This window comes from Ferrimonas sp. SCSIO 43195 (assembly GCF_023716685.1).
GTDB classification, from domain to species: domain Bacteria; phylum Pseudomonadota; class Gammaproteobacteria; order Enterobacterales; family Shewanellaceae; genus Ferrimonas; species Ferrimonas kyonanensis.
Genome location: NZ_CP072679.1, coordinates 724,528 through 741,060, shown reverse-complemented (window position 1 = coordinate 741,060; position 16,533 = coordinate 724,528). Strand labels below are relative to the sequence as shown.

Genomic DNA, 16,533 nt, shown 5'->3' with positions numbered 1-16,533 from the left:
GGATGGCAAAAAGGCTCCTGATTCCGGCACTGCTGCTCTGCAGTGCCGCACACGCAACCACACCACAACAGCAATTCGTTGAGGACTGGACCGCTAAAGGTCTCAGCCCCGACTACCTGAATCAGGCCCTGGCCCAGGCTGAAAAAGACCCTGAGGTATTAACCGCCATCTCCACCCCTTGGGAAGCCAAACCCTGGTACCAATACCGGCAGCTGTTCCTGACCCAGGAGCGACTCGATGATGGCCTAGCCTTCTGGAAAACTCACCAGGACACTCTGGCCCGGGCGGAACAGCAATACGGCGTCGACGCCGCCATGATCGTCGCCATCATCGGCATCGAAACCCGCTATGGCCAGTTTACTGGTCGCTACCCGGTGCTCAACGCCCTCTACACGCTCGGGTTCTACTACCCGAAGCGGGCCAAGTTCTTCTCCTCGGAGCTGGGGCACTACCTTAAACTGGCCCAACAGGAAGGCTGGTCCCTGACCGAGGTCAAAGGCTCCTATGCCGGCGCCATGGGCTGGGGTCAGTTTATCCCCTCCAGTTACCTGGCCTATGCGGTGGACTTCGACGGCGACGGAAAGCGGGACTTGCTTAACAACCCGGTCGATGCCATCGGCAGCGTGGCCAACTACTTCGCCAAGCACAAATGGCGCCTGGGCGGCCCGGTGGCGCACGCCATCGACACCCCGTCGATAACATTGGCCGCCGCGGACAGCTGGCAGGGCAAGCCGTTGACCACCACCGTGGCCCAACTGAAAGCCAAAGGTGTCAACGTCTCCGGCCCCGAATCCGACACCGCCGCCATTCTGATGCTGCAGAGTGCAGAAGAGCAACAGCAGGCCTATCAGGTCTCCAGTAACTTCTACACCATCACCCGCTACAATCGCAGCCCGCTGTATGCCATGGCGGCCCATGAGTTCTCACAACGGTTACACGATGGCTTCTATCAATAATCGGCTTTGTCTACTGCTGCTGCCTGTCTTGCTGATGGTCGGCTGCAGCAGTGGCCGCTACCACATGGACCAGGACCGGGCGCCGAACAACGCACCGGACGTCAGTCAACTGGAGCAGCCCAAACCCAGGTATGAGCCGCCCAGCAAGCAGGGCAACCGCAACTACCAGGTATTGGGAAAGTCATATCAAGTGATGCCCAGTGCCAGTGGCTATATGGAGGAGGGCACCGCCTCCTGGTATGGCGCCAAATTCCATGGGCACCTGACCTCCAATGGTGAAACCTACGACATGTATGGCTTCAGCGCCGCCCACAAAGCGTTGCCGCTGCCGACCTATCTGAAAGTCACCAACCTGGCCAATCAGAAAACCGTGATTGTTCGTGCCAATGACCGAGGCCCCTTCCACGGCGATAGGCTGATCGACCTCTCCTACGCCGCCGCCTACCATCTGGACATGCTAAAACAGGGCACCGCCCGAGTTCGCATTGAGGCCTTGGCCACCGAAGCCAATCCGGCTCCGATGCTTCCCCAGGTGGCCACCCGACAGTTTCTGCAGCTGACCGCCGCCTCCAACGAGGCCGCCCTGATGCAGCTGGCGAAACAACTGGAGCAGCACTATCAGGTAGGCAGTCGCCTGGTTCGCCAGGGGGAACTGTATAAACTGCAGCTTGGGCCACTGCAGGACCCGTTCAAGAGTCAGCAGCTGTTGCAAACCCTCAAGCACGACGGCTACGACGGCGCATTCACGGTTTATGAAACTTTAGAGCCAAAATGAAACTTTTCTCCGGTCGGCGGGGTCAAGTGATATACTGCCCTTTCGGTGTTTCGACACTCGATTTGCATCAAACGTATAGGAATTCCAGTCAGATCATTATGAATAAACTCAAGCAAACGCTGTCTGCCGTAACCGGCCTTCTCTTCGCCACCTCCGCCCTGGCGGTGCCCAGTGTGGTTCCCAATGCACCAACGGTCAACGCCACCGCCTATGTGCTGATGGACTTCCAGACTGGTCAGATACTGGCGGAAGAGAACGCCTACGAAAAGCGCGCTCCAGCCAGTTTGACAAAAATGATGACCTCTTACGTACTCGGTCAGGAGTTGGCGCAGGGCAACGTTGCCTTGACCGACAACGTTAAAATCAGCAAGAAAGCCTGGTCCAAAAACTTCCCTGACTCTTCCAAGATGTTCATCGAGGTGGGCAAAGAGGTCAAACTGGAAGACCTGAACCGAGGCATGATTATCCAATCCGGCAACGACGCCTGTGTCGCCATTGCCGAGCACGTTGCCGGCAGCGAAGGCGCCTTCACCGATCTGATGAATGCCTGGACCGGCCAACTGGGCATGGTCGATACCCACTTCGTCAACGCCCATGGCCTGGACTCCACCGAGCACTTCACCACCGCTTACGACATGGCGTTGCTGGGTCAGGCACTGATTCGGGACGTACCGGAAGAGTACGCCCTGTACAGTGAGAAAGAGTTCACCTTCAACAAGATTCGCCAGCACAACCGCAACGGCCTGCTGTGGGACCGCAGCCTGGGTGTGGACGGCATCAAGACCGGGCACACCGCCAACGCCGGCTACAGCCTGGTAGCCTCGGCCGAGCGCGGCGGCATGCGACTGGTCAGTGTGGTGATGGGTGCCAAGAGCGCCAGCAGCCGCGAAGCAGAAAGCAAGAAACTGCTTAACTATGGCTTCCGTTTCTTTGAAACTGTGACCCCTTATAAAGCCGGTGATGAGTTTATCAGCCATAAGATCTGGTACGGCAGCGAACCTCAGGTCAGCCTGGGCGTACTGGAAGACACTCCGGTCACCATCTACCGTGGCCAAGCCGAAAAACTGGAAGCCAATTTCGAGCTGACCGAGGAGTTGAAAGCCCCCCTGACCAAAGGCCAGGTCGTCGGTAAAGTCTTCTTCCAGCTGGACGGCAAAGACATCGCCGAGTACAAGCTGGTTGCTCTGCAAGACGTGCAAGAGGGCTCCTGGTTCAGCAAGTTGATCGATTACATCAAACTGCTGGTGGCCAGCTGGTTCAATTAAGCGCCGCGGAATTCCTTGATGAGGCCTGCCATGCGCAGGCCTCTTTTGCATTGCCATACTTGAAATTTGATACACTGGCCCCCATTAAGCCAGCTGCCGTAATTTTGAGCCGGAGTTAGACCATGAACACCAAATTTGACGAACTGCTAGAGTTCCCCTGCCACTTTCCGTTTAAGGTCATTGGCCACGCCAGCGAACAGCTTCCCGATCAAGTAGTTGCTGTCGTTCAAGCCCACGCCCCTGGCGACTATCACCCGACCGTGCGCCCCAGCAGCAAGGGCAGTTACCACGCAGTGACCATCAACATCACCGCCACCAGCAAAGAACAGCTGGAAACCCTGTACACCGAACTTGGCGCAATCGACGGCGTAATCCGAGTTCTATAATGTGATCTACCTAGCATTTCCACTTTGCACAGGTATAATGCGACCAATCTCCCCTAACTTGGCGTGATAAAGGATTGGTCGCAAAAACACTGATAGTGCGTCGCCTGGGCCTGCAGCCCTATGAGCCGATCTGGCAGGCGATGCAACGCTTCACCGACACCCGCAATCAGGATAATGCCGACGAGTTGTGGCTGTTAGAGCACGCTCCCGTCTTTACCCAAGGTCAAGCTGGCAAGGCCGAACACCTGCTCAACACCGGCGACATTCCGGTGGTACAGGTCGATCGCGGCGGTCAGGTCACCTACCACGGCCCCGGTCAATTGGTGGCCTACCCACTGCTGAACATCAAGCGACTGGGGATTGGCGTGCGGCAACTGGTGACTCAGATTGAGAACAGCTTGATCGATCTGCTGGCGCCCTACCAGGTTGATGCCTACGCCAAGGCCGACGCCCCCGGAGTGTATGTCAACGAGCGCAAAGTGGCCTCCCTGGGGCTGCGCATTCGCAAAGGCTGCTCATTCCACGGCTTGGCTCTGAACGTCAATATGGACACCTCTCCATTTCTTCGTATCAACCCCTGCGGCTACGCCGGCATGGAGATGGTACAAACCGCCGATCTCGGCGGCCCACAAACGGTTTCAGAAGCCGGCGATCGACTGGCTGACATATTCTATAACAAGCTGGGCTACACCCAGCTGACCCTGTTAGAAGGATTACCGCATGAGTGAACGCCCAGAACGCCTGGTACCAGGCGTGAAGTTACGGGACGCCGAAAAACTGGCTCGAATTCCGGTGAAAGTGGTGCCGGTCGAGCGGGAAAAAATGCTGCGCAAACCGGACTGGCTGCGAGTAAAACTGCCCTCATCCAGTCAGAAAATTGATGAAGTAAAGGGCGCAATGCGAAAGCATGGGCTTCATTCTGTCTGCGAAGAAGCTTCCTGCCCCAACCTGGCCGAGTGCTTTAATCATGGCACTGCGACCTTCATGATTCTTGGGGCCATCTGCACCCGCCGCTGCCCCTTCTGCGACGTTGCCCATGGCCGGCCGCTGAAACCGGATGCCAATGAAGCCAAAAAGCTGGCTGAAACCATCCGCGACATGAAGCTCAAGTACGTGGTAATCACCTCGGTCGATCGCGATGACCTTCGAGATGGCGGCGCTCAACATTTTGCCGATTGCATCCGCGAGATTCGAGCACTGTCACCGCACATCAAGATTGAAATATTGGTACCGGATTTCCGCGGCCGCATTGACCGCGCCCTGGAGATTCTGGCCACCGAGCCGCCAGATGTGTTCAACCACAACCTGGAAACCGCCCCTCGGCTATACCGCAAGGCCCGGCCAGGCGCGAACTATCAATGGTCACTGGACCTGCTGAAGCGCTTCAAAGCGATGCACCCCGCCATTCCAACCAAATCCGGTCTGATGATGGGGTTGGGTGAAACCAATGACGAGATTAAATCGGTGCTTCAGGATCTGCGCGATCACAATGTCGAGATGCTGACCCTGGGTCAATACCTGCAACCCAGTCGCCACCACCTGCCAGTGGAACGCTACGTCCCACCAGCCGAGTTTGATGAGCTTAGGGAACACTCCCTACAGCTTGGCTTTACCCAGTCCGCCTGTGGCCCTCTGGTACGCTCCAGCTACCATGCCGACATGCAGGCTCAGGGAAAAGAGGTCAAATAGGGCCTGAGAAACAAAAAAGGAGCCAGGCGGCTCCTTTTTTAATGGGGAAAGCGGTAACTCATTATCACTGCATCTTCCCGACCGTCATCGGTGGGGTAGTAGCCCTTGCGGCGGCCGAGTTGGACGAAACCGATATTACGATATAGCGCCAGGGCGGACTCGTTGTTAGCCCGAACCTCCAGAAAACAGCACTCGGCCTGTTGCCGGTTCAATTCATCCAATCCTCGTTGCAGCAATCGCCTCCCCAGCCCCTGCCCCCTAAGGCCTGGTATCAAGCAGATATTCATCAGCGTGGCCTCACCCACCACAGTATGGGTAATGTAGTAGCCTGCCAGTTTGCCATCCACCTGCAATGCCTCGCCCTGATAACTGCTGCCCAGGCAACTGGCCAGCGTCGCCTGACTCCACGGGTATTGATGGCTCGACTGCTCGATAGCATACAGTTGGTCAATTGGCTGCGCCGACAACTTAACAAATTCAACGCTCATAACAGTTCCTGCATTGCCTGCCAGGCCTGACGCTTGCCCTTGACCGTCTTCAACTCAGACCACAGCGGTAGCGAGATCGTAGCGCCCTCGTGCTCAACGCCAAAGCTTAACAAGCGTTGCCCCTGGCTCAATGGGTCACCCTCGTTAACCAGAGTCACCTCTTCCGGCGAACACTGAAGCAACAGCAATAGATCCTGCAACAATGGACTTTCAGGATCCGCGCCCAACACACACCAGAGCGCTTCATCGCGCTTGGGCAAAACGGCTTTCGACGTTTCGCCATACTCGGCATTCAAACGCCACTGGTTAATGCCCAGCGCCCCCAGACACCGACTTCGAAACTGGTTTTGATTCACGCCACCGTCTCCTGATTCCTCGCCATGATAACCGCATCCTCCAGGATGCCATTGCGATACGCATAGTGGCGCATTGTTCCCTCTTCTGCAAAACCTAACTGACGGTACAGCGCGATAGCACCCGGGTTGCTGACAAACACCTCAAGCTCAATTCTGGTCACACCGAGCCAGTTGTCGCAGGTGTCGATCATCTCTTCCAGCATGGCGCGGGCAATCCCCTGCCGTCGGTACGACTGATCCACCACCACCCCCACCGTTGCAGCATGGCGGCGCCTAGGTTCATTCTGGTAAGTGGTTAAGCAACAGTGTCCCACCAACTGTTCATCGATACAGGCCACCAGACACTGCAAATCATTGCCCATATGCAGCACCCGGTTGCGCCACTCATCTTCAGAGATAAAAGGCGTGTGCAACGAGTTCTCGACGCAACTGCGCTGGCGATAGAGTTCGGCGACCTGAGCCAAATCACGGCTTATCATCGGTCGAATAGAGAGTTTAGGCATAACCAACACACTGACATCATCACAAGGAGACTCAGTGTATACCAATGAAATAGGATAGGTAATAACGCGGCAGTGCAGATACGAAAACGGCCCGCAGATTACTCTGCGGGCCGATTCTTAATGTGGCAGGGGTGGCAGGACTCGAACCCGCAACCATCGGTTTTGGAGACCGCTGTTCTACCAATTGGAACTACACCCCTAGCGAACGAGGTGAATTATACGTTCCCAGGTCGAAAGGTAAAGTTCTTTTTCGTTGAAAGTGAGCCGACTGACCAAGTATCCAGCAATCTGACTCAAAAGCTGGCAAATGCCCACTTATCCTTAGCCGCGAGAGACATCCACTCTGGGTTTGTGCAGAGAATCGCTGTCCGCGTCCTGCTCGTAACTGTCTTCAAGAATCGCCACTAACTGACGGCCCAGTTGCCCAGAACGCCAATGCTCACGCTCGCCCATGGATTCAGCGGATGTTTCCGGCGCATTTTCAAATTCATTCATCGCTACCTTTCCTCATTCCTTGTCACAGCATCAATACAAAGAGAACCACTGGCGACAAGATATACCACCTTCCCCAAGCATAGACCATTTGACCAAAGTCTAAGACGCCCCGCTTTTTATCCCTCGAGTGAACCTGAGCAAACAAACGACTCACCGCCTCTCCTTCCATCGTGGCCGCGCACGCGGGTACCCAGTGACTTTTATTCACCGTACTAAAAACCAAAGACACTGGCCCCTCGCGTTCGCAATGAGCGACGGTGCTGTTGGCAGGGTTGGTGGTAAACGGGCAGTGATTAAGGTATCGGCAAAGATCGGTGCTAGTCGTTGCGAACGTACCCTAACCATCCTTCCGTCGTGGCCGCGCACGCGGGTACCCAGTGGCTTCCATTCACCGTACTTAAACTAAAGACACTGAGCCCTCGCGTTCGCAATGAGCGACGGTGCTGTTAGCAGGGTTGGTAGTAAACGGGCAGTGATTAAGGTATCGGTAGAGCTCGATGCTAGTCGTTGCGAACGTACCCTAACCATCCCTCCGTCGTGCCCGCGCACGCGGGTACCAGTGGCTTTCATTCACCGTACTCAAAACCAAGACACTGGCCCCTCGCGTTCGCAAGGGCGACACGGTTGAAGAGTTGTGCGGGCGGCAGGGTTAGTGGTCGCCATCTGCATCAAGTTCGCAAAGCGTCAACTACGACCCTCCGTCGTGCCCGCGCACGCGGGTACCCAGCGGCTTTCATTCACCGTACTCAAACCAAAGACACTGGCCCCTCGCGTTCGCAAGGGCGACACGGTTGAAGAGTTGTGCGGGCGGCAGGGTTAGTGGTCGCCATCTGCATCAAGTTCGCAAAACGCCAACTACGACCCCGTCGTGCCCGCGCACGCGGGTACCCAGCGGCTTTTAAAACCACAAAAACGAAAAAAGCCCGTTCCTTTCGGAACGGGCTTTTCTCTTAATGGGAGTCTGACGATGACCTACTCTCACATGGGAACTCCCACACTACCATCGGCGCTACTGTGTTTCACTTCTGAGTTCGGCATGGGATCAGGTGGGGCCACAGCGCTATTGTCGTCAGACAAAAACTGTTATCAATTCGCACAAGCTGATTTTCTCGTTTGCATTCTTGCAAGCGCTTAACTATCTGGGATATCAAAACCCATTGGGTGTTGTATGGTTAAGCCTCACGGGTCATTAGTACAAGTTAGCTCAACGCCTCACAACGCTTACACACCTTGCCTATCAACGTGGTAGTCTTCCACGGCCCTTCAGGGGACTTAAAGTCCCAGTGAGAACTCATCTTGAGGCTCGCTTCCCGCTTAGATGCTTTCAGCGGTTATCGATTCCGAACTTAGCTACCCGGCAATGCCACTGGCGTGACAACCGGAACACCAGAGGTTCGTCCACTCCGGTCCTCTCGTACTAGGAGCAGCTCCTCTCAATTCTCAAACGCCCACGGCAGATAGGGACCGAACTGTCTCACGACGTTCTGAACCCAGCTCGCGTACCACTTTAAATGGCGAACAGCCATACCCTTGGGACCGACTTCAGCCCCAGGATGTGATGAGCCGACATCGAGGTGCCAAACACCGCCGTCGATATGAACTCTTGGGCGGTATCAGCCTGTTATCCCCGGAGTACCTTTTATCCGTTGAGCGATGGCCCTTCCATGCAGAACCACCGGATCACTATGACCTACTTTCGTACCTGCTCGACGTGTCTGTCTCGCAGTTAAGCTGGCTTATGCCATTGCACTAACCGTATGATGTCCGACCATACTTAGCCAACCTTCGTGCTCCTCCGTTACTCTTTGGGAGGAGACCGCCCCAGTCAAACTACCCACCAGGCACTGTCCTCAACCCCGATTCAGGGGCCTAAGTTAGAACATCAACACTACAAGGGTGGTATTTCAAGGTCGGCTCCACCACATCTAGCGACATGGTTTCAAAGCCTCCCACCTATCCTACACATGTAGGGTCAATGTTCAGTGCCAAGCTGTAGTAAAGGTTCACGGGGTCTTTCCGTCTAGCCGCGGGTATACGGCATCTTCACCGCAATTTCAATTTCACTGAGTCTCGGGTGGAGACAGCGTGGCCATCATTACGCCATTCGTGCAGGTCGGAACTTACCCGACAAGGAATTTCGCTACCTTAGGACCGTTATAGTTACGGCCGCCGTTTACCGGGGCTTCGATCAAGAGCTTCCTCCGAAGAGTAACCCCATCAATTAACCTTCCGGCACCGGGCAGGCGTCACACCGTATACGTCCTCTTACGAGTTTGCACAGTGCTGTGTTTTTGATAAACAGTTGCAGCCACCTGGTATCTGCGACCGCCAACAGCTTAGGAAGCAAGTTCCATCACCGTCAGCGGCGTACCTTCTCCCGAAGTTACGGTACCATTTTGCCTAGTTCCTTCACCCGAGTTCTCTCAAGCGCCTTGGTATTCTCTACCTGACCACCAGTGTTGGTTTGGGGTACGATTCCTTCTTACCTGAAGCTTAGAAGTTTTTCCTGGAAGCATGGCATCAACCACTTCAGTGCCGTAGCACCTCGTCATCAGCTCTCAGCCTAATGTGTGTCCGGATTTGCCTAAACACACAGCCTACAACCTTAAACGCACATCCGATAGTGCGCTGGCCTAGCCTTCTCCGTCACTCCATCGCAGTAAGAAGAAGTACGGGAATATTAACCCGTTTCCCATCGACTACGCCTTTCGGCCTCGCCTTAGGGGTCGACTCACCCTGCCCCGATTAACGTTGGACAGGAACCCTTGGTCTTCCGGCGAGCGGGTTTTTCACCCGCTTTAACGTTACTCATGTCAGCATTCGCACTTCTGATACGTCCAGCATGCCTCTCGACACACCTTCAACCGCTTACAGAACGCTCCTCTACCATGCACAACTAGTGTGCATCCGCAGCTTCGGTGTCTAGTTTAGCCCCGTTACATCTTCCGCGCAGACCGACTCGACCAGTGAGCTATTACGCTTTCTTTAAATGATGGCTGCTTCTAAGCCAACATCCTGGCTGTCTGAGCCTTTCCACATCGTTTCCCACTTAACTAGAACTTTGGGACCTTAGCTGGCGGTCTGGGTTGTTTCCCTCTCCACGACGGACGTTAGCACCCGCCGTGTGTCTCCCGTAATTGCACTCATTGGTATTCGGAGTTTGCAAAGGGTTGGTAAGTCGGGATGACCCCCTAGCCTTAACAGTGCTCTACCCCCAATGGTGAGATACGAGGCGCTACCTAAATAGCTTTCGAGGAGAACCAGCTATCTCCCGGTTTGATTGGCCTTTCACCCCTATCCACAAGTCATCCCCTAATTTTGCAACATTAGTGGGTTCGGTCCTCCAGTTGGTGTTACCCAACCTTCAACCTGCTCATGGATAGATCACCGGGTTTCGGGTCTACACCTTGCAACTCATTCGCCCAGTTAAGACTCGGTTTCCCTACGGCTCCCCTATGCGGTTAACCTCGCTACAAAATGTAAGTCGCTGACCCATTATACAAAAGGTACGCAGTCACCGAACAAGTCGGCTCCCACTGCTTGTACGTACACGGTTTCAGGTTCTATTTCACTCCCCTCACAGGGGTTCTTTTCGCCTTTCCCTCACGGTACTGGTTCACTATCGGTCAGTCAGGAGTATTTAGCCTTGGAGGATGGTCCCCCCATGTTCAGACAAGATATCACGTGTCCCGTCCTACTCGATTTCACGCAAAGTTAGTTTTCGTGTACGGGGCTATCACCCTGTATCGCCGGACTTTCCAGACCGTTCCACTAACACCCTCTACGCTTAAGGGCTAATCCCCGTTCGCTCGCCGCTACTTAGGGAATCTCAATTGATTTCTTTTCCTCAGGGTACTTAGATGTTTCAGTTCCCCTGGTTCGCTCCATACACCTATGTATTCAGTGCACAGTGACCACTTACGTGGCCGGGTTTCCCCATTCGGAAATCGATGACTCAAGTGGCTGTTACTGCCTAATCATCGCTTATCGCAAGTTACTACGTCCTTCATCGCCTCTGACTGCCTAGGCATCCACCGTGTACGCTTAGTCACTTAACCATACAACCCCAATAAGTCTTTCTGCTGGGTCTTTGCTACTTATGCGTCGTTGAAACTCTCGCTCGCTCAATCATTAACTACAGTTAACTCAATCGCTCGCTCGACTTTCGCCTCGCCTAAGCCGCAAATTCCTGCGCAGAACCTACTGAAATTGTTTAATACGATTAAACAACCAATACGTTAATTTATCGCCAGATATTCAAGGCACTTGCAAAAATTGCAAATATCTCGAGAAATTTATCAGCTTGTCCAAATTGTTAAAGAGCAAGTTTTTGCTAAAAGCAAAAACGCCAAAATCATCCGTTAGGATGATTTCAGACAATCTGTGTGAACACTCAACGCAAAACCGTATCTGTTTCGTAAGGAGGTGATCCAGCCCCAGGTTCCCCTAGGGCTACCTTGTTACGACTTCACCCCAGTCATGAACCACAAAGTGGTGAGCGTCCTCCGCGAACGGTTAAACTACCCACTTCTTTTGCAGCCCACTCCCATGGTGTGACGGGCGGTGTGTACAAGGCCCGGGAACGTATTCACCGTAGCATTCTGATCTACGATTACTAGCGATTCCGACTTCATGGAGTCGAGTTGCAGACTCCAATCCGGACTACGACCGGCTTTATGGGATTGGCTCACTATCGCTAGCTGGCAACCCTTTGTACCGACCATTGTAGCACGTGTGTAGCCCATCTCGTAAGGGCCATGATGACTTGACGTCGTCCCCACCTTCCTCCGGTTTATCACCGGCAGTCTCCCTAGAGTTCCCACCATTACGTGCTGGCAACTAAGGACAAGGGTTGCGCTCGTTGCGGGACTTAACCCAACATTTCACAACACGAGCTGACGACAGCCATGCAGCACCTGTCTCACGGTTCCCGAAGGCACACTCAGGTCTCCCTAAGCTTCCGTGGATGTCAAGAGATGGTAAGGTTCTTCGCGTTGCATCGAATTAAACCACATGCTCCACCGCTTGTGCGGGCCCCCGTCAATTCATTTGAGTTTTAACCTTGCGGCCGTACTCCCCAGGCGGTCTATTTAATGCGTTAGCTTTGGAACCCACGCCTCAAGGGCACAGACTCCTAATAGACATCGTTTACGGCGTGGACTACCAGGGTATCTAATCCTGTTTGCTCCCCACGCTTTCGCATCTGAGCGTCAGTCTTTGTCCAGGAGGCCGCCTTCGCCACTGGTATTCCTTCAGATCTCTACGCATTTCACCGCTACACCTGAAATTCTACCTCCCTCTACAAGACTCTAGTTGACCAGTTCGAAATGCAGTTCCCAGGTTAAGCCCGGGGCTTTCACATCTCGCTTAATCAACCGCCTGCATGCGCTTTACGCCCAGTAATTCCGATTAACGCTCGCACCCTCCGTATTACCGCGGCTGCTGGCACGGAGTTAGCCGGTGCTTCTTCTGCGAGTAACGTCACAGCTAGCAGGTATTAACTACTAACCTTTCCTCCTCGCTGAAAGTACTTTACAACCCGAAGGCCTTCTTCATACACGCGGCATGGCTGCATCAGGCTTGCGCCCATTGTGCAATATTCCCCACTGCTGCCTCCCGTAGGAGTCTGGACCGTGTCTCAGTTCCAGTGTGGCTGATCATCCTCTCAAACCAGCTAGAGATCGTCGCCTTGGTGAGCCTTTACCCCACCAACTAGCTAATCTCACTTAGGCTTATCCAATCGCGAAAGGTGCCGAAGCATCCCCCTCTTTCCCCCGTAGGGCGTATGCGGTATTAGCCATCGTTTCCAATGGTTATCCCCCTCGACTGGGCAAATTCCTAAGCATTACTCACCCGTCCGCCGCTCGACGCCCAACAAATCATCCGAAGAATCTTTGTTGTCGTTTCCGCTCGACTTGCATGTGTTAGGCCTGCCGCCAGCGTTCAATCTGAGCCATGATCAAACTCTTCAATTAAAAAGTTTTTTGAAGTCCGAAAACTTCGACTCAATGAATTACTGAATTAACTTGTTATAGTCACTCAGTGCAACATTGATATATGAGATATCAATCCTGCGCGAGTGCCCACACAGATTGTCTGACTAATTGTTAAAGAACGTTGCTTGCTAGCTCGTTGGAGTAGCGAAGCGAGGTGCGTATATTACGCTTTCCTCATCTCCCGTCAAGCGTTATTTTAAACTTTCTCAAAACTCTTGATTGACGGTCGCTTTTTCCGTTTCAGAATCTCTTCCATCCCTTCGAAGCGGACGCCTATGTTACTCGAATCCTAAACAGAGTCAAGTCGATTTCACTCCAACGGGGTTGAACGCTCAAATTCACAGCAATCGAATCAAAGAGTTATCGAACTCCGCTCAGCTTTAAGCCACAGCACAGCAGAGGTATGACTTAAAAGCGGCTTTTTGCTGCCGGGACATACAGTTTAGGACAGGAAGCTTCAGGCCGATGCCTGAAGCTTATAACTATTGAGCATAAAGGTTGGCCTTCTCATGCCAGACTCTCAATAAACCTCACCGCCAGAAAAATCACTCGATCAATTGGTAAACCACTTTAGTGGAACAGGCAACGGCCTGAACACTGTGGTAACAACGATCGACGACCCGCTTCTGTCGTAACTTCTGCTCTCCGCCTGCCGCCGTCGGCTGCTCTGCCAGAAGCTGGTTGATCTCCATGGTTTCGGATTGTTGCTGCAACTGACTGAGCAAAGCTTCTTGAGTATCGGCCTGAGCAATAACCTGAGGCTGAGGCACCGAAGACTGTGCCAACTCTGATAATCGCACCCCATAATGATTGGCACCAGCCGCCGCACTGAACAGCAACCCCACTAGAACCCAGTTAACCGTTTTCATAACTACTCCATCCGTTAGCTCGCCTATCTGAATAGATAGCAGTACCGGGGCTTCTCTTTTAGACCAAAAGCCCCGATACCTATGCTACGACGGAATAAGTTGAATGGTTCAGCCGTTACAGTTACTGCTGGAACTCAAACCCTTGCTCAGAACGGTGGAGAGTTATCGGTTTGCCCGGCAACAGGCGGCCACTGAGAATCGCCTGAGCAAGAGGGTTTTCCAGCCGCTGTTGAATGGAACGTTTCAGCGGCCTGGCTCCATAAACCGGATCAAATCCGGCTTCGGCAATCAGCCCTAATGCCTCTTCACTGATCTCAAGCTGATACTCTTTTTCAGCCAGTCGACGTGTTAACAACTGCAACTGAATCCGGGCAATCGCCTTGATGTGCTCCTGAGCCAGAGGATGAAACACCACGGTCTCATCGATTCGGTTTAGGAATTCCGGCCTGAAGGTCTGACTCAGCACGTCCATGACCGCATGCTTCATGCCTTCATAGTCACCGCCAGACTGGGCCTGATGCTGAATCACATCGGATCCCAAATTGGAGGTCATAATGACCACGGTATTGCGGAAGTCCACCGTCCGCCCCTGGCCGTCAGTCAGGCGACCATCATCCAGCACCTGCAACAGAATATTGAACACGTCTGGATGGGCTTTTTCCACTTCATCCAGCAGGATCACCGAGTAAGGCTTACGCCGCACCGCCTCGGTCAGGTAGCCGCCTTCCTCATAGCCTACGTAGCCGGGAGGCGCACCCACCAGTCGGGCGACCGAGTGCTTTTCCATAAACTCGGACATGTCGATGCGAATCATCGCCTCATCGGTATCAAACAAGAATTGAGCCAGAGATTTGCACAACTCGGTCTTACCCACCCCGGTAGGCCCAAGGAACAGGAATGAGCCGATAGGACGTTTCGGATCCGACAGACCGGCACGACTGCGGCGGATGGCATTGGCCACCGCCCCAACCGCTTCTTCCTGACCAATCACCCGGCCATGCAGCGCCGATTCCATCTTCAGCAGTTTGTCTCGCTCTCCCTCCAGCATCTTTGATACCGGAATACCGGTCGCCCGGGACAGCACATCGGCAATCTCAACATCGGTGACCTTGTTCTTCAGCAAGCTCATGTCCTGCATCTCGGCCTGGGCCGCCAGATCCAACTGCTTCTCCAGCTCAGGAATGCGGCCATACTGAAGCTCCGACATTCGGCTAAGATCACCGGCCCGTTTCGCGACTTCAAGATTCTGCCTAGCCTGTTCCAGTGCCGTCTTGATGTGCTGAGTCCCTGCCAGAGCCGCCTTTTCGGTCTTCCAGACCTCTTCCAGCTCCAGGTATTCCTTCTCCAACTCACCAAGCTGCTCCCGCAACAACTGCAACCGCTTCTTACTGGCTTCATCTTCCTCTTTGACCAGCGCCTGATCCTCCAACTTCAACTGAATGATCTTACGCTCGAGCCGATCCAGGTTTTCCGGCTTGGAATCGATCTGCATTCGAATGGAGGAGGCCGCCTCATCAATCAAGTCGATGGCCTTGTCCGGCAGTTGCCGATCGGACACATAACGGTGCGATAGGGTTGCCGCGGCCACAATGGCCGGGTCGGTAATCTCAACACTATGGTGCAGTTCGTAACGCTCTTTAAGGCCGCGCAAAATGGCGATGGTGTCCTCGACACTCGGCTCCTCAATCAGCACCTTCTGAAAACGTCGCTCCAGTGCGGCGTCCTTTTCGATGTATTGACGGTATTCATCTAGGGTAGTGGCACCGACACAGTGCAGTTCCCCCCGGGCCAGCGCCGGCTTCAACATATTACCGGCGTCCATGGCACCATCGGATTTGCCCGCACCGACCATGGTATGTAACTCATCGATAAACAGGATGATCTGCCCCTCTTCCTGGGACAGCTCATTCAATACCGCTTTCAGGCGCTCTTCGAACTCACCGCGGTATTTGGCCCCGGCCAGCAAGGCTCCCATATCCAGGGATAGCACCCGCTTTCCTTTCAGGCCCTCAGGGACTTCGCCATTAATGATCCGCTGAGCCAGGCCTTCGACGATGGCGGTCTTACCCACACCGGGTTCACCGATCATTACCGGGTTATTCTTGGTGCGTCGCTGCAACACCTGAATGGTGCGTCGAATCTCATCATCCCGTCCGATCACCGGATCCAACTTGCCCGCTTCGGCACGCTCGGTGAGGTCGATGGTGTACTTGGACAATGCCTGACGCTGATCCTCGGCATTGGCATCCTCCACGGTGTGACCCGCTCTCAACTTCTCAATGCCCGCTTCAATCTTATCGGCGTTGGCCCCCATCTGTTTCAGGGTTTCCCCCAAAGCATCGCCTCGTTCCAGCACCGCCAGCAAGAATAACTCGCTGGAGATAAATTGATCTTTGCGCTTTTGGGATGATTTGTCGCAAAGATTCAGAATCGCCACCAGATGACGGGACAGCTGCACGTCGCCGCCGGTTCCGGAGACTTTCGCCATCCTATCCAGCGCTTCGGTTAACTTGGATCTCAGCGCGTGAACATCCACGCCGGATCCCGCCAGCAATGGGCGTACGGTTCCGCCGTCCTGATTCAACAACGCCAGCATCAAGTGCTCAGGCTCGATGTATTGATGATCACGGCCCAAAGCCAGTGACTGCGCATCAGAAATGGCTACCTGAAATTTGTTGGTCAGTCGATCAAGACGCATACCCTACTCTCCAAAAACTGCCTTACACAAAGCAGAGATGGGTACGACTCGGGCAAA

Annotated in this window: 12 protein-coding genes, 1 tRNA gene and 3 rRNA genes; 6 read left to right on the top strand and 10 right to left on the bottom strand. The window is 54.1% G+C overall.

From position 1 onward, the window contains the following. Positions 1-2 precede the first annotated feature (2 nt). The 6 genes from mltB (at position 3) to lipA (ending at position 5,071) form a co-directional block, all read left to right on the top strand. Entirely contained in the window at positions 3-956 is a 954-nt protein-coding gene (mltB, locus tag J8Z22_RS03535) for a lytic murein transglycosylase B (RefSeq protein WP_028114131.1), read from the top strand. Continuing rightward, the gene (locus J8Z22_RS03530; RefSeq protein WP_035416082.1) at positions 940-1,731 is read left to right on the top strand and encodes a septal ring lytic transglycosylase RlpA family protein; all 792 of its coding nucleotides are present in this window, start codon (positions 940-942) and stop codon (positions 1,729-1,731) included. The genes mltB and J8Z22_RS03530 overlap by 17 nt, the downstream gene beginning before the upstream one ends. A gap of 95 nt (positions 1,732-1,826) precedes the next feature. After that, complete coding sequence (locus J8Z22_RS03525) at positions 1,827-2,996, top strand: D-alanyl-D-alanine carboxypeptidase family protein (RefSeq protein WP_028114133.1); 1,170 nt, start codon at positions 1,827-1,829, stop codon at positions 2,994-2,996. Positions 2,997-3,118: 122 nt separating this feature from the next. Beyond that, the gene (gene ybeD / locus J8Z22_RS03520; protein WP_028114134.1) at positions 3,119-3,382 is read left to right on the top strand and encodes a DUF493 family protein YbeD; all 264 of its coding nucleotides are present in this window, start codon (positions 3,119-3,121) and stop codon (positions 3,380-3,382) included. A 74-nt stretch (positions 3,383-3,456) separates the two neighbouring features. Beyond that, a complete protein-coding gene (lipB, locus tag J8Z22_RS03515) occupies positions 3,457-4,110 on the top strand; it encodes a lipoyl(octanoyl) transferase LipB (protein WP_028114135.1) in 654 nt (217 codons plus the stop codon). Then, the gene (lipA, locus tag J8Z22_RS03510; RefSeq protein WP_028114136.1) at positions 4,103-5,071 is read left to right on the top strand and encodes a lipoyl synthase; all 969 of its coding nucleotides are present in this window, start codon (positions 4,103-4,105) and stop codon (positions 5,069-5,071) included. The genes lipB and lipA overlap by 8 nt, the downstream gene beginning before the upstream one ends. A gap of 38 nt (positions 5,072-5,109) precedes the next feature. Here the strand turns inward: lipA and rimI are convergent, their stop codons facing one another. From rimI to clpB, 10 genes are all read right to left on the bottom strand, one after another. Continuing rightward, entirely contained in the window at positions 5,110-5,559 is a 450-nt protein-coding gene (gene rimI, locus J8Z22_RS03505; protein WP_035416085.1) for a ribosomal protein S18-alanine N-acetyltransferase, read from the bottom strand. After that, a complete protein-coding gene (locus J8Z22_RS03500) occupies positions 5,556-5,915 on the bottom strand; it encodes a hypothetical protein (protein ID WP_028114138.1) in 360 nt (119 codons plus the stop codon). The genes rimI and J8Z22_RS03500 overlap by 4 nt, the downstream gene beginning before the upstream one ends. Further along, entirely contained in the window at positions 5,912-6,418 is a 507-nt protein-coding gene (locus J8Z22_RS03495; protein ID WP_252008785.1) for a GNAT family N-acetyltransferase, read from the bottom strand. Before J8Z22_RS03495 ends, J8Z22_RS03500 begins: the two co-directional genes overlap by 4 nt. A gap of 123 nt (positions 6,419-6,541) precedes the next feature. Next, positions 6,542-6,618 (bottom strand) — tRNA-Trp (locus J8Z22_RS03490). Positions 6,619-6,739: 121 nt separating this feature from the next. Then, entirely contained in the window at positions 6,740-6,913 is a 174-nt protein-coding gene (locus J8Z22_RS03485) for a hypothetical protein (RefSeq protein ID WP_156897081.1), read from the bottom strand. Positions 6,914-7,872: 959 nt separating this feature from the next. Beyond that, a 5S ribosomal RNA gene (gene rrf, locus J8Z22_RS03480) occupies positions 7,873-7,987 on the bottom strand. A 94-nt stretch (positions 7,988-8,081) separates the two neighbouring features. Further along, a 23S ribosomal RNA gene (locus J8Z22_RS03475) occupies positions 8,082-10,971 on the bottom strand. 360 nt (positions 10,972-11,331) lie between these two features. Beyond that, positions 11,332-12,888 (bottom strand): 16S ribosomal RNA (locus tag J8Z22_RS03470). Together the 16S, 23S and 5S rRNA genes form the textbook arrangement of a ribosomal RNA operon. Positions 12,889-13,454: 566 nt before the next feature. Then, positions 13,455-13,778: a hypothetical protein gene (locus J8Z22_RS03465; protein WP_252008783.1), complete on the bottom strand. Its 324-nt coding sequence runs from the start codon at positions 13,776-13,778 to the stop codon at positions 13,455-13,457. A gap of 121 nt (positions 13,779-13,899) precedes the next feature. Next, complete coding sequence (gene clpB / locus J8Z22_RS03460; protein WP_028114143.1) at positions 13,900-16,476, bottom strand: ATP-dependent chaperone ClpB; 2,577 nt, start codon at positions 16,474-16,476, stop codon at positions 13,900-13,902. Positions 16,477-16,533: the final 57 nt, after the last annotated feature.

What these genes read in the sequence shown, in the direction of transcription:
- mltB (WP_028114131.1), top strand. Translation starts at nt 3, where the DNA reads ATGGCAAAAAGGCTCCTGATTCCGGCACTGCTGCTCTGCAGTGCCGCA.
- J8Z22_RS03530 (WP_035416082.1), top strand. Translation starts at nt 940, where the DNA reads ATGGCTTCTATCAATAATCGGCTTTGTCTACTGCTGCTGCCTGTCTTG.
- ybeD (WP_028114134.1), top strand. Translation starts at nt 3,119, where the DNA reads ATGAACACCAAATTTGACGAACTGCTAGAGTTCCCCTGCCACTTTCCG.
- lipA (WP_028114136.1), top strand. Translation starts at nt 4,103, where the DNA reads ATGAGTGAACGCCCAGAACGCCTGGTACCAGGCGTGAAGTTACGGGAC.
- rimI (WP_035416085.1), bottom strand. Translation starts at nt 5,559, where the DNA reads ATGAGCGTTGAATTTGTTAAGTTGTCGGCGCAGCCAATTGACCAACTG.
- J8Z22_RS03495 (WP_252008785.1), bottom strand. Translation starts at nt 6,418, where the DNA reads ATGCCTAAACTCTCTATTCGACCGATGATAAGCCGTGATTTGGCTCAG.
- J8Z22_RS03485 (WP_156897081.1), bottom strand. Translation starts at nt 6,913, where the DNA reads ATGAATGAATTTGAAAATGCGCCGGAAACATCCGCTGAATCCATGGGC.
- J8Z22_RS03465 (WP_252008783.1), bottom strand. Translation starts at nt 13,778, where the DNA reads ATGAAAACGGTTAACTGGGTTCTAGTGGGGTTGCTGTTCAGTGCGGCG.
- clpB (WP_028114143.1), bottom strand. Translation starts at nt 16,476, where the DNA reads ATGCGTCTTGATCGACTGACCAACAAATTTCAGGTAGCCATTTCTGAT.